At 41.8% G+C, this 13,117-nt stretch carries 12 protein-coding genes; 8 read left to right on the top strand and 4 right to left on the bottom strand.

The genetic code is table 11. The annotated features are described in order from the left end of the window. Nucleotides 1–60: 60 nt before the first annotated feature. The gene (locus AC1F2U_RS12310) at nucleotides 61–651 is read left to right on the top strand and encodes a thioredoxin family protein (RefSeq protein ID WP_094348983.1); all 591 of its coding nucleotides are present in this window, start codon (nucleotides 61–63) and stop codon (nucleotides 649–651) included. A gap of 84 nt (nucleotides 652–735) precedes the next feature. Here the strand turns inward: AC1F2U_RS12310 and AC1F2U_RS12305 are convergent, their stop codons facing one another. The 3 genes from AC1F2U_RS12305 to AC1F2U_RS12295 form a co-directional block, all read right to left on the bottom strand. Further along, nucleotides 736–1,947 (bottom strand): sensor domain-containing diguanylate cyclase, encoded by a 1,212-nt coding sequence (locus AC1F2U_RS12305; RefSeq protein ID WP_480261367.1) that lies wholly within the window; start codon nucleotides 1,945–1,947, stop codon nucleotides 736–738. Between the two features lie 574 nt (nucleotides 1,948–2,521). After that, nucleotides 2,522–2,752 carry a DUF6737 family protein gene (locus tag AC1F2U_RS12300; RefSeq protein ID WP_480261366.1) on the bottom strand — a complete coding sequence of 77 codons (231 nt, stop codon included), beginning with the start codon at nucleotides 2,750–2,752 and terminating at the stop codon, nucleotides 2,522–2,524. Nucleotides 2,753–2,811: 59 nt separating this feature from the next. Further along, entirely contained in the window at nucleotides 2,812–4,431 is a 1,620-nt protein-coding gene (locus tag AC1F2U_RS12295; RefSeq protein WP_480261365.1) for a cyclic peptide export ABC transporter, read from the bottom strand. A gap of 559 nt (nucleotides 4,432–4,990) precedes the next feature. Between AC1F2U_RS12295 and AC1F2U_RS12290 the strand changes: the two genes are divergently transcribed. From AC1F2U_RS12290 to AC1F2U_RS12280, 3 genes are all read left to right on the top strand, one after another. After that, entirely contained in the window at nucleotides 4,991–5,869 is an 879-nt protein-coding gene (locus tag AC1F2U_RS12290) for an NmrA family NAD(P)-binding protein (RefSeq protein WP_480261364.1), read from the top strand. A gap of 382 nt (nucleotides 5,870–6,251) precedes the next feature. After that, nucleotides 6,252–7,907, top strand: coding sequence for a B12-binding domain-containing radical SAM protein (locus tag AC1F2U_RS12285; protein WP_480261363.1), 1,656 nt, complete (start codon nucleotides 6,252–6,254; stop codon nucleotides 7,905–7,907). Between the two features lie 233 nt (nucleotides 7,908–8,140). After that, complete coding sequence (locus tag AC1F2U_RS12280; protein ID WP_480261362.1) at nucleotides 8,141–8,944, top strand: SDR family NAD(P)-dependent oxidoreductase; 804 nt, start codon at nucleotides 8,141–8,143, stop codon at nucleotides 8,942–8,944. 37 nt (nucleotides 8,945–8,981) lie between these two features. Here AC1F2U_RS12280 and AC1F2U_RS12275 read toward each other — a convergent pair whose 3' ends face one another. Then, entirely contained in the window at nucleotides 8,982–9,134 is a 153-nt protein-coding gene (locus AC1F2U_RS12275) for a hypothetical protein (protein WP_480261361.1), read from the bottom strand. Here AC1F2U_RS12275 and AC1F2U_RS12270 point away from each other — a divergent pair. The 4 genes from AC1F2U_RS12270 to AC1F2U_RS12255 all read left to right on the top strand — a co-directional run bounded on the left by AC1F2U_RS12270 (nucleotide 9,120) and on the right by AC1F2U_RS12255 (nucleotide 13,109). After that, a complete protein-coding gene (locus AC1F2U_RS12270) occupies nucleotides 9,120–9,974 on the top strand; it encodes an MBL fold metallo-hydrolase (RefSeq protein ID WP_480261360.1) in 855 nt (284 codons plus the stop codon). The two genes, AC1F2U_RS12275 and AC1F2U_RS12270, sit on opposite strands and share 15 nt — an antisense overlap. Before the next feature lie 78 nt (nucleotides 9,975–10,052). After that, the gene (locus tag AC1F2U_RS12265; protein WP_480261359.1) at nucleotides 10,053–10,658 is read left to right on the top strand and encodes a CDP-alcohol phosphatidyltransferase family protein; all 606 of its coding nucleotides are present in this window, start codon (nucleotides 10,053–10,055) and stop codon (nucleotides 10,656–10,658) included. Nucleotides 10,659–10,705: 47 nt separating this feature from the next. Further along, nucleotides 10,706–11,437, top strand: coding sequence for a 2OG-Fe(II) oxygenase (locus tag AC1F2U_RS12260; RefSeq protein ID WP_480261358.1), 732 nt, complete (start codon nucleotides 10,706–10,708; stop codon nucleotides 11,435–11,437). Then, the gene (locus AC1F2U_RS12255; protein WP_480261357.1) at nucleotides 11,376–13,109 is read left to right on the top strand and encodes an alpha/beta hydrolase; all 1,734 of its coding nucleotides are present in this window, start codon (nucleotides 11,376–11,378) and stop codon (nucleotides 13,107–13,109) included. Before AC1F2U_RS12260 ends, AC1F2U_RS12255 begins: the two co-directional genes overlap by 62 nt. Nucleotides 13,110–13,117 lie beyond the last annotated feature (8 nt).

Below are 13,117 nucleotides of genomic sequence, written 5' to 3'. Positions count from 1 at the left end.
GCCTGGAGTCAGCTAAACTAAAGAAGAAATTGCTTAAGAAGTTTTAATAATTCTGCTGTTATGAGTACTGATTCACCTGTTAATTCTCCCGAAAAACCTGAATCTACATTCGGGAAGCGTCTGAGAAACTTCTTAATTGTAATGGTAGCGATCGCACTTAGTGTTTCCCTCGTCTTAGGATTACGAACTGAAACAACCTCGGCAACTCTAGCCAAGTTAAGCGAGACTTCCACACCGTTAGAAGTAGCAATCAGCAACGGCAAACCATCTCTAGTAGAGTTTTATGCTGATTGGTGTACTGTCTGCCAGAAAATGGCCCCAGATATCACTCAACTAGAAACAGAGTATGCTGACAAGATGAATTTTGTCATGCTGAATGTAGATAATACCAAGTGGCTGCCGGAAATGCTGAGATATCGGGTAGATGGGATTCCCCATTTTGTATTTTTGAGTCAGCAAGGAGAAACCATAGCCCAAGCGATCGGCGATCAACCCCGAACGATTATGGCTAGTAATTTAGAAGCTTTGGTTACTGGTTCCTCTCTCCCTTATGCTCAAGCTAGCGGTAAAGTTTCGAAGTTTTCAGCCCCAGTAGCACCAACGGCGAATCAAGATGATCCCCGCAGTCATGGCAGCCAGGTGGTAAATTAAAATAATTCGTAATTCGTAATACTTCGACTACGCTCAGTACAAGTTCGTAATTCGTAGTTAAAGACTGTTATTTAATGGGATGTTTTATGTAAGAGATTGCCGTTTGAGACGCTTTTGAGCATACATTAATTTGTCAGACCTGGCGATTAGTTGTTCTAGTGACATATTGCTCTCTGGTGAGTAACGTTCTATGCCGATACTCATCGAAAGTTTATAGATACGGTTTTGCTGTTGATTAAAGTTAGCGATATTTTTTTGTAGACGCGCTTGGATACTATCAGCGTCCTTAAAGTAGCTATAGATGAAAACAATGAACTCATCCCCACCCAAACGGGCAACAATATCTGAGTTCCGAAAACTTTGCTTAAGTAATCGACCAGCATCAATAATCAAAGCATCTCCCATGTCATGACCAAGGGTGTCGTTAATCTGTTTTAGTCCATCTAAATCAATGAACATAACCCAGCAAAACACTTTCATGCGGTGAGCAATTTTCAACTGCTGTGCAGCCATTAGAAAGAAACCACGTCGGTTATACAAACCTGTTAGTTCATCAGTCAGCAATAACTGTTTTCCTTCGATTTCTGCTTGTGTGCGGTTACGAACTTCCTGAATCAGTTCCATTTGAGCGATCGCCTGACGACTTAGGCGGCGCAGTGCATCTAACTGTTGGTAACTTAGTTGATGAGGAATGGTATCTAGAACACACAATGTCCCAATTGGAAGACCATCAGGCGTTATTAAAGGGACACCAGCATAAAAACGAATTTTGGGATTACCTTTGACTAAGGGATTGTTATTAAAGCGATCGTCTTTAAGGGCGTTGGGAACCACTAATATATCATCTGGTTGCAGAATGGCGTGGGAGCAAAAAGACCCATCTCTGGGTGTTTCGCTACTTTTTAGTCCAAGCTTAGATTTAAACCATTGGCGATCGCTATCAACTAAGCTAATTAAAGCAATTGGAGTTTTACAAATGTAGGCAGCAATAGCAGTTAGGTCATCAAATGCTTGTTCGGGTAGGGTATCTAGAATATTGTAGTCCGCCAGCGCTTTAAGCCTTTCTGCTTCATTGTCAGGTAGAGGAACAGCTTGAGTTTTCACCGATGAGTGTCTAAGTCTTACCGAGGAAAGTTTGGGACGCTGGAAATTTTGGAACAACCGCAGTATTACCTCTCCAGCTACAAGGCTGGGTAACATAAATATCTCTGCAACGAAAATCAACATTCGGTTGAATATACAGAAATATTTTATTACATGATGTTCTTCATGCCTTTGGTTTGCTCTATTGTTCATGTCACCCCAACTTTCCCTGTGCAAATTCCCTAAATATCTAGATACTTACAAGGTCTTTTGCCCAGAGAAATCTTAAAAAATATCAATATTCGCAAAAAATTATCAAAACTTATTATATTGTTAGAGTTCTTAATCACTAATTAATGTTTTTGATACCACTAATTTGTTGATATCTACATAAGTTCCAAGGTTTAGAAACCGATTCGGAGAACTTGTTCTCACAATTTGTTTGAGCGATCGCTTAACTTTGCAGCACAGTTTTGCTCATCTCTGCACGCCTATGCAGAGATAAGCCGATGCCCGGTTAAAGAGTTATCGTTAAGATCCCAGAGGGTTAGATAGAAGGGGTTTTTGAGGTTTTTGGATAGATTCGGGAATTATAAATAGGACTTACGCACACTCTACGAATTCTCGGCGCTCTTGGCGTCTTGGCGGTTCGATAAATTAAGCTTTTCAGCAATTTTTGCGTAAGTCCTAATAAATTAGCTGCACGCGATCTGAGATGCTAAATCTCTAACGCAGTGGAATAATTTTCTCTACCTAGACTAATTTTCAGCATTACATTAAGCTTAAACTACTCTTTATACGACTCCAAAATTCCACTGCGAATCATTAGTTGTGGCCAAAACAACACAAAAAATACCATCCACGTTCCTATTGGGATGGAAACGAGAACTGTTAGCCAGATAGTTTTAAATAGTAACCAGCTACTACCAATCAGTGTTACACCTGTGAGAACTATAGACCAAGGTTGACACCACCAAGGTTTGTAGTTCCAAGGATTTATAGGCTTTTGTTCAGACATTAGTTTTATTTAATCAAACTCCAAATATTCTTTTAATAATTATGAATTGTTTTGCCAGATTAAGTTTTATCGTACTCTATTTTGCCATAGTCAAGTTTGATAATTCGGTCTGCTAAATGAAAATAGCGATCGTCATGGCTAATTACCAGCACTGTTTTACCCTGCGATCGCAATTCTGGGAGAAGTTGAGTGTAGAATATTTCTTTGAATACTGGATCTTGATCGGCTGCCCACTCATCAAATAGATAAATTGGTCGATCTTCCAAGTAAGCTGTGAGTAAAGCTAGCCGTTTTCGTTGTCCTTGAGAAAGAGCAGTGGTAGAAATTTGTCCATTTTCAACTTTCACTTTATGGTCTAGTTGCAGTTTTTGTAAATATTTTCTGGCTTGAGCATCCAAGTGAGAATTTTTTAATCCTAAAAGTTCTTCAAATAAATAAAAGTCGGAAAAAACCACGGAAAAATGCTGGCGATACCATTCTCGATTCTCTTCGTTAATTAACTCGTCATCAAACCAGATTTCGCCGTTTTCTGGGATATAAAGTCCAGTAATTAGTTTGGCTAATGTAGATTTACCGCTACCATTACCGCCGACAATGAAAACTAATTCTTGAGGATAAAGCGTTAGATCGACGGGGCCAAAAATAAAGCTATTGTCTTCTTGCTCTGTGTAGTAAATGTGGGTGACACTTTGAAATTTTAATCTGTGCCAGTCAGATTTCAGAGCAGGTGGAACAGTGGATTTTTCAGTTCGACTAGCTAGAGATAAACCTAATGATTCGATTTTTTGTAAAGCAATGCTAGCTTTGCTTAATAGAGGAAGTTTACTGATGATGTTATCCATTGGTAACACCAAGTAAGTAAAGGTCAAAATGTAACCAGAAAGAGTTTCGGGATTGATAATAAGCAGATTAGGCAGGACAAACAGTACAAAACCGAGAGCAAAAAAGAATATGAGTTGACCCCAACTTGAAGTTATGGCAAAAAGGCTTAGACCATTAACGTTGTGATGACGGAACTCGTTGGCAGTTGATTGTAGTTTCTCTTCTAAAAAGTCTTCACGCCGCTTGTAATTTAGTTTAAGTTCCTTGACTCCTTCGGTAATGGTGCGAAAATGTTTAAATAGATGATCTTCATCTTCACGAGCTAGAGTAAGTAATTTACCGCCTCTGTTAAGTAGCCACTGACAACTAGCGATCGCAACTACTGAAATCCCACATACCATCAACAATACTAACCAAGAGAGCCAGGTTATATAGGTTATACAACCCAAGACGATCGCTAAATTAATAAAGATAAAAGGCATCTGATAAACAGCATTAGCCACCGCCTGAATATCTTCTGTTAAAGTAGCCAATAATCGAGGATTCCCTAAGCGTTCCAGATGACTCAATTCGGAAGCGAGAATCTGGCGACTCAAACGCATCCGTAATTGCAAGACTGCATTCTGAGAAAGACGAATCAGCATCACTTGAGAAACGATACTGGTAATTAGTGCAACTATAGCCAGCCCCGCAAAACCCCAAATTATCGATGTGAGGCGAGAAGCACCACCGCTACTTGCAGCATGACTAATTAAGGCAATCAAACCAGCACTACTACCGCCACTCAAAAATCCAGTAGCGATCGCGATCGCTACCATCCCCCACGAAGAACGCAAAAGAAAGTAAATCAAATTCATGACGAATGCCTATACCCAGTTGGATACAACAAAAAATGAAAATCTCTCTTTTTATGTCCCATGCGCGATTTCCATAATAGTTGTTTGCCAACCAATTAAATTTGCATTGCTAGGCTAGATTTTATATTTTACCAGTTAAACACCCCTTCAAATATCACCATGAATCAGGCACAAGGTCAGTAAATCGCAAAGTTTTTCTCAAAGGCTACGCCTACGCCAATTCAATTCCCCGTACATATTAGTTCTAAATAATACCTAAACTAATAAAACTTATATTCTTGAAAAGAGTTTCAAAAAATGAAATTATAAGAGGATGTCTGAGAAGTATCAAATATTTGTCGATCCCCCCTAACCCCCCTTAAAAAAGGGGGAATAAGAGTCTTAAAGTCCCCCTTTTTAAGGGGGATTTAGGGGGATCTCCAAAGGCTACGTGTATACAAAAAAACTTTTCAGACATCCTCTAAGGAATCTACGCCCATCCTAATAATTACCATTAACTTCACCAAAACAAATAGCACTAACCAATTCAGAAACCCTCACAAACAAAAACGAAATATTTATGAAAGTTATAGTAACAGGTTCGTTAGGAAACATCAGCAAGCCACTGACAAAGGAGTTAGTGCAAAAAGGTCATACGGTTACGGTTATCAGCAGCAAGCCGGAAAAGCAAAAAGACATTGAAGCTTTGGGCGCCACCGCTGCCATCGGCTCACTGGAAGACGTTGATTTCCTAGTGTCCACATTTACTGGTGCCGATGCCGTGTATGCTATGGTGCCGCCAAACTATACCGTGCCCGATCCAAGAGAGTATTACCAAATAACTGGTAGCAACTATGCACAAGCCATTCAACAGTCGGGCGTAAAGCGTGTGGTTCATCTCAGCAGTATGGGCGCGAATTTAGATAAGGGCACCGGATTCATCCTCGGTTCTCACGATGTCGAAGGCATTTTGAATGAGCTGTCAAACGTAGCCATTACGCATCTGCGCCCTGGTTACTTCTACTACAATCTCTACAACTTTGTAGATATGATAAAAGGGCTGGGCTTTATTGGCGCAAACTATGGTGGCGACGACAAGCTTGTAATGGTTGCCCCAAGAGATATTGCCGCCGCCGCTGCGGAAGAGATAGAAACAGCTGCTACCGACAAGCAAGTGCGGTATGTGGTAAGTGACGAGCATACGGCTAACGAAACCGCTCACATCTTAGGCGCCGCCATTGGCAAGCCGGATTTAAAATGGGTAATCTTCACCGATGAGCAAACACAAGGCGGTTTGGAAGAGAGTGGAATGCCAGCACATATTGCGGCCAACTTTGTTGAAATGGGCACCAGCATTCACAGCGGCGCATCGCGGCAGGATTATGAACTGCATAAGCCAATTGCTATGGGCAAAGTAAAGTTGGAAGATTTTGCAAAGGAATTTGCTGCTGCTTTTTAAATTCAATTCACCGTACATCTTAGTTCTAAATAACACGTAAGTTTTTAATAAAACTTATATTCTGGAAAAGAGTTTCAAAAAATGAAATTATAAGGAATTTACGCCCATCCTAATAATTACTCTTGACTTCACCAAAATAACTGGCCCTAACCGATTCAGAAACCCTTGAGGAAGTTATTAATTGTTTAGTTTGAAAAAAACTTTGCGATTTACTGAAGGTAAGATTGGGCGATTTATAATCGCTAGGACTTTGTTTTAAGCAAAAATACATTTATAATTCCTTCTGCCTTCTGCCTTTCTTTGGTAAGCTAGTTGGAATTACAGCTAATTCTGTCAAGAAACTGTCAAATTACCTGCTCAGTTTTCCAGGGTGAAATTTGCGATGACTGTGAATTTGAAGTCTTTAGAGAACCAAATTAATCTAGCGGCCGATTCCAAAACCGCTTCTGTGACTCAAGGAACCCGCTACGTTCCTTTGCACCATCGACGCATTCTGTGTATTTTTCCCAAGTACAGCCGTTCTTTTGGTACTTTTCATCACGCTTACCCACTTATGGGTAATGTCCGGGCTTTTATGCCACCCCAAGGTATTTTAATTGTGGCTGCCTACTTACCTAAACAATGGGAAGTGCGGTTTATTGATGAGAATGTCAAATCGGCAACGCGGGCTGATTATCAATGGGCTGATGTGGTGATTGTGAGTGGAATGCATATCCAAAAACCACAGATTAATCAAATTAACGAACTTGCCCATCGAGCCGGGAAAATTACCGTTGTCGGCGGCCCTTCGGTGTCTGGGTGTCCAGAATATTATCCTGATTTTGACATTTTACACTTGGGCGAATTGGGAGATGCTAGCGATCGCATGATCGAATATCTAGACCAAAACTCTCAACGTCCGCAACAACAAATTCGCTTTGAAACCAAGGAACGTTTACCCCTAACAGAGTTCCCCACCCCAGCTTATCATTTGCTGAATATCAATGATTATTTCCTAGCAAATGTGCAGTTTTCTAGTGGCTGCCCTTATCACTGCGAGTTTTGTGATATTCCCGAACTCTATGGCAACAGTCCTCGGATGAAAACACCAGAGCAAGTAGTCGCCGAGTTAGATGCAATGCGACAATCTGGCAATTTGGGAGCAGTGTATTTTGTCGATGATAACTTTGTTGGCGATCGCCGCGCCGCCATGAAGTTACTTCCGCATCTGATTGACTGGCAAAAACGCAATGGTTATCCCATCCAGTTTGCCTGTGAAGCAACGCTGAATTTAGCCCAAAGTCCAAAGCTGCTGGAAATGATGCGCGAAGCTTATTTCTGCACAATCTTTTGCGGTATCGAAACACCAGAACCAAATGCCCTCCATGCGATTTCCAAAGACCAAAATCTGAGTATGCCAATCTTAAAAGCGATTCAGGTTTTAAATAGTTATGGCATGGAAGTAGTATCAGGAATCATCATCGGGTTAGATACAGATACACCAGAAACAGCAGACCGAATAATCGAATTTATTCGGGCATCGCAAATTCCCATGTTGACAATTAACCTGCTTCATGCATTACCGAGAACTCCATTATGGCGAAGATTAGAAGCAGAAGGGCGACTTCTCTTTGATGAAAGCCGGGAATCAAATGTTGAATTTTTGATGCCCTACGAGCAAGTTATTGAGATGTGGCGGCGCTGCATTACAACTGCTTATGAGCCAGAATTTTTATATCAGCGATTTGCCTACAATATGGAACACACCTATCCAAATCGCATCGAAGTACCTAACAGCCCCTCTCGGACTTCTGCGGCTAATATTCGCAAGGGTTTAACTTATTTAACTAATATTTTGGTGCGGATAGGCTTATTTAGTAACTATCGTCAGACTTTCTGGAAAATGGCCAAACCAGCGCTAAAAGCAGGTAACATTGAAAATTTGGTTCACGTTGGACTTGTCGGACATCATTTAATTAAGTTTGCCCAAGATTGTGCCAAAAATGAAGAATCGGCTTCGTTTTATTCCCAAAAAATTGTTACGAAAGTTCGTAGCTAAGGTAACAATTAAAACAAGTTTTGAGAGGCTGAAAGTCTGTTAGAGGTATATACAGAACTGTAAAAAAGTAACCTTGAAGATACACTCGCGATACTTCCTTGGAAAGACGCGATCGCACTGCCACCTGCCTATGATTGTAAGGGTTGAAAGCCCACAGTCCATGCGAATTATTTGGTAGCGATAAAACCATCGCAAGCGAGTGTGGAGCAGTTACATAGGAATTTTAGATGGTTATGAACAGTTCATTGACCCGACCCCTGGCTGTCGTGACAGGTGCCTCTAACGGCATCGGTTATGAACTCGCAAAACAGTTTGCTCAAAACGGCTTCGATCTCCTAGTTACAGCCACCGGATCGAGCATTGACGAAGCGGCTATTGCCTTCGAGGGGCTGGGTGCTAAAGTTGAGACGGTGCAGGCCGATCTGGCTAGCTATGAGGGTGTTGAAACACTCTACAACCAGATTAAGGCGACTGGGCGACCAGTAGATGCGATCGCCATCAATGCAGGTGTTGGTGTTGGTGGTGAGTTCGCCCGTGAAACCGACCTAAAGGACGAACTCAATCTGATCGAGCTAAATGTCGTGTCCTCTGTACATCTCGCCAAACGGGTGGTGAAGGATATGGTTGAGCTTGGCAAAGGTCGAATTCTTTTCACATCGTCGATTGCGGCCTTGATGCCCGGCCCGTTCGAGACAGTCTACGCTGCCTCCAAGGCCTTTGTGCATTCCTTTTCAGAGGGGTTACGCAACGAATTGAAGGATACGGGTGTTACCGTCACCGCCCTCATGCCGGGGCCCACCGATACCAACTTCTTCCACCGCGCGGGTATGGACGATACAAAAGTGGGCACGGATCAAAAGGACGATCCGGCTGAGGTCGCCAAGCAGGGTTTTGAAGCTTTGATGGCAGGTAAGGATCACATCATCGCCGGTTCGCTGAAAACGAAGCTTCTGGCGAATGTTAGTAAAATTTTACCTGATACAGTCAGTGCTGAACAGCACCGCAAGCTCAGTGAGCCGGGGTCAGGCAACAACTAATTTGCTACCTAATCAAGCGAATATGCTCAGTTAGCACTCATTTTAAGCGGGGTGCGATCGCCTGGGGTAACGGACTGACAAAAAATAAATTATCCCAAATTATTTGCACATCTGTAGGGGCGCACAGCTGTGCGCCCCTACTCACTTTGACAGTCAAAGTTGTAACGGAGGATTCATGCAAATTCATCATCTCAATTGCGGCTGTATGTGCCCGATTGGTGGGGCCCTCTTCGATGGCTTCAGTCGCGGCCCGAAGGCTCACCTCGTCTGTCACTGTTTGCTGATCGAGACAGAGCAGGGACTTGTTCTGATTGATACTGGCTTCGGACTGCGCGATATCAACTCGCCTTACTCTCGCCTCAGCCCGTTCTTCATTCATTTCAATGGCGTCCAGTTCGATAAAAAATACACAGCAGTCGATCGAGTTGAGAAGTTGGGATTTTCCGCGCGGGATGTGCGTCATATAGTGCTTACCCACCTCGATTTCGATCATGCCGGTGGTCTGGAAGATTTCCCGGAAGCAACCGTACACGTAATGCAGACTGAGATGGAAACCGCCCAGGATCGGCGCGGCTTCATCGCCAGACGGCGCTATCGTCCAGAACAGTGGGATGAGGTTAAGCACTGGAAGTACTATTCGGCGGGAGGCGAACCTTGGTTCGGTTTTGAAGCAGTACGTAACCTCGACGGGCTACCGCCGGAGATTCTCTTCATCCCGCTTGTTGGTCACACACGGGGTCATGCTGGTATCGCTATTGATACACCAGAGGGTTGGCTTCTCCACGCAGGTGATGCCTATTTTTATCGGCACGAGATGGACTCAGCCCAAAGACGCTGCACGCCAGGTTTACGCGCCTACCAATGGATGATGGAAGTGGATCGTCAGGCTCGATTGCTCAATCAAGATCGGCTACGCGCATTATCAAGCGATCGCAATAAAGGCGTGCGCCTCTTCTGTAGTCATGATGCTGTCGAGTTCAAAGCATTCGCTGACCAATCTAACGTTCAAAACGAGAAAGTTCATCAATAAAAATTTATAACTTTAGATGGATGTGGTAATTTGCAGTGTTAGAGATATTCAAATACCACATTAAATCCAAGTTCATCTATGATCGCAAAGCCTTGGGATGCTCAACTTGCTTACTGGCTAGTTCGACCTCTAAAAGACAGTTGGGTAAACCCTAATCATCTCACCACAGTAAGACTTGTGACAGGGTTAGTGGCGGCTGTCGCGATTGCAGTTGGTGATACCATTTGGGTTAACATTGGGGCATGGCTATTTGCTTTATCTAACTTTCTCGATCATACAGACGGTGAATTAGCTCGTTTGAGTGGGAAAAGTAGCAAATGGGGACATCAATATGACCTTGCTAGTGACGCCATCATCCATATTCTATTGTTTGTGTGTATTGGATATGGTCTTAGAGAAGGAAAATTTGGTTGGTGGGCGTTGGTGATGGGGATAGTATCTGGCGTGTCTGTTGCTTGCATCTTTCATTTGCGAAACCAAATGGAACAACGTTTAGGTAAAGACGCCAGCCGTCAACCAAATTTCGCCGGCTTTGACATTGAAGACGTGCTGTATTTGTTTCCCATAGTTCCCTTGCTGAATGGACTAGAGCCGTTATTAATGGCAGCGACAATTGGTGCGCCAACCTTTGCTATATGGGTAATTTGGCAATTTTGGACAATCCCGCAATCTGAATCAAACTAGATAAAGAAGCAGTGAGAAAATAAATAAATAATTATCAATGGACATCAATGGAGCTTCCAACTGAAATTGATAAAGCTATAGCAGCCGTTGATTATCAGAAACTTCAAGTTGAGTTTCAAGCTCAAAATGAATTTTTGGTAGTGGAGAACTTTGTCCCTAACTCCATCATTGAGAAGTTCTTAGCGCTGTTGCCGGCTTTGCAACCTGCTATCAACCGCAACTATATTCCCAATCATAAAAAGGGCGGTAGTATTAGCCGCTATAGCTTAGATAGCCTTGCTCCGATTTTCGGAGAGTTTTATCAACTCAGTGCCTTTTTCGAGTTCCTGAACAAAATTACCGCAGAAAAACTCCTTCCCTGTCCTGATACCGATCCCCATACTTACGCGCTGTACTATTACACTGAGCCTGGAGACCATATCCAGTATCACTACGATACTTCTTACTATCACGGTAAACGCTATACAGTGTTGCTTGGTTTGGTTGATAATTCATCCAGTAAGCTGGAATATCAACTCTACAAAGATATTCCAGAACGGGAGACGCAAACGCGATCGCTCTCCTTAACTCCTGGTACTCTAGTCCTATTCAATGGTGACAAACTTTACCACAAAGTTACTCCTTTGGGTGACAACGAACAGCGCATTGTCTTAACTTTGGAGTATGTCACCGACACTCGCATGGGTATGCTAAAACGTTTTGTCTCGAATATGAAAGATGCGATCGCCTATTTTGGTTTTCGCCAAGTGTTTCGCTCTAATTATTCCCTTCGTTATTGATATTCGTTTTGCCATGCTATCAAAAGTTCGCAGCCATCCTTATTTTATTGCTCTCCAAACTGTTTCGCTGAAATTGGCTTTGAGAATTTTTAGTATCGGGTTGCTGCCTACACTAACTGCTTACCCCGCTTTCGGTGCAGAGCGCATAAAATTTAATTACGGTCTTTTAGAAAGGTCTATTCCTATTAGTTCGCTCGAAACTTATGCTAGAACAGGCAAAGTAGACGAGGATTTGGCTGGATATACTCATTATATAAATAAAAAAGAACTAACTCAACTGCGAAAAGTTTTACTAACTCCTATTCCTTTAAATGAAATAGAAGTTTCGCAGTTTCTTTATACACCAATTGGGGAACAATTATTAGAAAAATTGGGAAAAGTTATTCAGACAGAATCTAGATTGTCAGGATTTTATGCAATTCGTGCAGCACTGATTTTGTCAGCCATAGATCAAAAAGATTTTACGCTTTTAAATGTATTACACAAGTTTCCTGCAAATGCAATTTCAATTGATTTAGACCAGAGTTTGGCAATTGCAGAAACCTTGCAGGATTTAGTTAATCAAACTCAAAAAGCAGTAGCACTTATTAACCAACAATCCCAACAAAAGACAACTACTGCTTCTACAGTTAATATCGTTCCATTGATGGATTTAGGAAAAACCGGAACTTCTCGTTTCTTAAAGCAAACTATCACACTTAATGACCTCTCGCGTAATCGAATTTTTCCAGTCGATATTTACCTTCCAATTGCTCAAACTCCTCGTCCGATAATTGTCATCTCGCACGGACTTGGTTCTGACAGAACAAGTTTTGCTTATCTAGCCGAACATCTGGCTTCTTATGGTTTTGTAGTTGCTGTTCCAGAACATCCTGGCAGTAATTCAAAACAACTGCAAGCATTATTATCAGGTACAGCAGATAGAGTGACCAATCCTAGAGAACTTATTGACAGACCTTTAGATATTAAATTTTTACTAGATGAACTCACTCGTTTATCAAAGTCTAATCCAGCATTTCAAGGGCGTTTAAATTTAGAACAAGTTGGTATAATAGGGCAATCATTTGGTGGGTATACAGCATTAGCATTAGCAGGTGCAAAGATTAATTTTGAACAATTGGAAGTTGACTGTCCAGCTTTGAAAAATACGTTAAATATTTCGCTTCTACTTCAGTGTTTAGCAGTAAATTTACCAAAGGTTAAATACAACTTATCTGATGTAAGGATAAAAGCAGCAATTGTAATTAATCCAGTTGATAGCAGTATTTTTGGTCAAGCTAGCCTCAGCCAAATAAAAATTCCCGTAATGATTGTATCTGGCAGTTATGATAGTGTTGCTCCGGCTTTACCAGAACAAATTCAGCCTTTCACTTGGTTAACAACTCCAAATAAATTTTTAGCAATTATCAATGGCGGCACACACTTTTCTACTATTGCAGAATCACCAAATGCAACCATACCTATTTCTACACAGGTAATTGGTTTAAGTCCGGCTTTAGCACGTCGTTATGTTAAAGCTTTGAGTGTTCCCTTTTTTGAAAACTATGTTGCTCAACAGCCAAGTTATCTTCCCTATTTGAGTACAGATTATGTTAATACAATTAGTCAACAACCACTACCGTTAAGTTTGATTAAATCGCTAACATCTGAACAACTACAACAAGCGTTTTAATAAACCTT

Source organism: Nostoc sp. LEGE 12454 (assembly GCF_056620565.1).
The sequence above is the reverse complement of the archived record's forward strand: the minus strand, read 5'-3'. Positions and strand labels throughout refer to the sequence as shown.

Excerpts from the sequence above, each read along its gene's own strand:
- AC1F2U_RS12310 (WP_094348983.1), top strand. The coding sequence starts at position 61 with ATGAGTACTGATTCACCTGTTAATTCTCCCGAAAAACCTGAATCTACA.
- AC1F2U_RS12305 (WP_480261367.1), bottom strand. The coding sequence starts at position 1,947 with ATGAACAATAGAGCAAACCAAAGGCATGAAGAACATCATGTAATAAAA.
- AC1F2U_RS12300 (WP_480261366.1), bottom strand. The coding sequence starts at position 2,752 with ATGTCTGAACAAAAGCCTATAAATCCTTGGAACTACAAACCTTGGTGG.
- AC1F2U_RS12295 (WP_480261365.1), bottom strand. The coding sequence starts at position 4,431 with ATGAATTTGATTTACTTTCTTTTGCGTTCTTCGTGGGGGATGGTAGCG.
- AC1F2U_RS12290 (WP_480261364.1), top strand. The coding sequence starts at position 4,991 with ATGAAAGTTATAGTAACAGGTTCGTTAGGAAACATCAGCAAGCCACTG.
- AC1F2U_RS12285 (WP_480261363.1), top strand. The coding sequence starts at position 6,252 with ATGACTGTGAATTTGAAGTCTTTAGAGAACCAAATTAATCTAGCGGCC.
- AC1F2U_RS12280 (WP_480261362.1), top strand. The coding sequence starts at position 8,141 with ATGAACAGTTCATTGACCCGACCCCTGGCTGTCGTGACAGGTGCCTCT.
- AC1F2U_RS12270 (WP_480261360.1), top strand. The coding sequence starts at position 9,120 with ATGCAAATTCATCATCTCAATTGCGGCTGTATGTGCCCGATTGGTGGG.
- AC1F2U_RS12275 (WP_480261361.1), bottom strand. The coding sequence starts at position 9,134 with ATGATGAATTTGCATGAATCCTCCGTTACAACTTTGACTGTCAAAGTG.
- AC1F2U_RS12265 (WP_480261359.1), top strand. The coding sequence starts at position 10,053 with ATGATCGCAAAGCCTTGGGATGCTCAACTTGCTTACTGGCTAGTTCGA.
- AC1F2U_RS12260 (WP_480261358.1), top strand. The coding sequence starts at position 10,706 with ATGGAGCTTCCAACTGAAATTGATAAAGCTATAGCAGCCGTTGATTAT.
- AC1F2U_RS12255 (WP_480261357.1), top strand. The coding sequence starts at position 11,376 with ATGCGATCGCCTATTTTGGTTTTCGCCAAGTGTTTCGCTCTAATTATT.